Raw genomic sequence first — 1137 nt, forward strand, 5'->3', positions numbered from 1 at the left:
GTAAGCATTCAGCTCGGGTGCTTTGAGGCATGGCGAATTAGCGTTGCGTGACCGCAACGCTGGATGGGGCGTGCTCAGGCCGGGGCCGGGTCGGGTGGCATCCAGGGTCTGCCGAGCAGGGACTCGCGGATCGCGGTGAGCAGATCGACGCCGTGCTTGGCGGCGGTGGAGAGGTAGCCGCGGACGGCGTACCGGTGTTGGGTTGCCCGTTCGGAGCGGAGCCGGCCGGAGATCTTCTGCTGGGTCTTGGCCGGGCGCAGGTCGCGTTCGGCCTGGTTGTTGGTCGGGGGTATGCGCAGGTCGCTGGTGAAGCGCAGCACGTCGTCCTGCCGGTCGCGTAGCGTCTCCAGCAGCATCCGGCCGACCGGCTGGGTCACGGTTTTGGCCGGTCCGGGGGTCCGGCGGACCTCGGCCAGGCCGATGCGGACGCCGTGCCGGAAGCTGCGGGTCCACATCGCCCTGGTGCCCGCCGGGAGCGTGTCGCGGCCCTGGGCGCGCGCCAGGTTGGCGGCGTGGATCAGGCCTTGCAGCGCCTCGGCGATCTGCCCGGGCCAGGCCGCGTCGGGGTAGGTTTCGGCGCAGTCTTGGAGATCGCGGAGCAGGTGCGCGCAGCACAACTGGTGCTCATGCTCACCGAGCTGCGCCGAGTCGTAGTTCTGGTAGCGGTCGTGCACGATCACGCCGGTCGCCTCGGCGATGACCGACTGCGTGAAGGTCCGCAGGGTCCGGTCGCCGACCTGGTACCAGGTGAACCGTCGATCACAGGCGACCAGCAGGTACTTGCTGCCCCTGCCCGGGCCGGCCTTGGGACCGACGCGGATCGGGGTCTCGTCGCAGCACACCACGTGCGCGAGGGTGAGCAGGGCCCGGATCCGCAGGTTGGCCTGCTCCACCGCGGCCGCGGCACGTTTGAGCAGGCCGTGGACGAACCCGGGTGAGGGCTCGGCCCCGGTCAGCGAGGTGACCAGCTCGGCGACCCGGTGCACCGGGATCGCGTGCCAGGCCATCAGATACACGCACCAGGACCGCAGGTTGACCCCGAGGCTGACCGGTGCGGCCGGCACCCCCTGCGGGCGGGCGGCGGTGTGCACCTTCCCGCAGCCGCACGCCACCGTGTGCAGGTTGTGCTGGAGTCGC

General features: G+C 71.1%; 1 protein-coding gene. It reads right to left on the reverse strand.

Annotated elements, in window-relative coordinates; translation table 11 throughout:
• Positions 1 to 74: 74 nt before the first annotated feature.
• On the reverse strand, positions 75 to 1137 hold a 1063-nt coding region (gene tnpC, locus ACGFK0_RS37685), incomplete at its 5' end, for an IS66 family transposase (RefSeq protein ID WP_392913579.1).

The organism is Spirillospora sp. NPDC048823 (assembly GCF_043198445.1).
GTDB lineage: Bacteria > Actinomycetota > Actinomycetes > Streptosporangiales > Streptosporangiaceae > Spirillospora.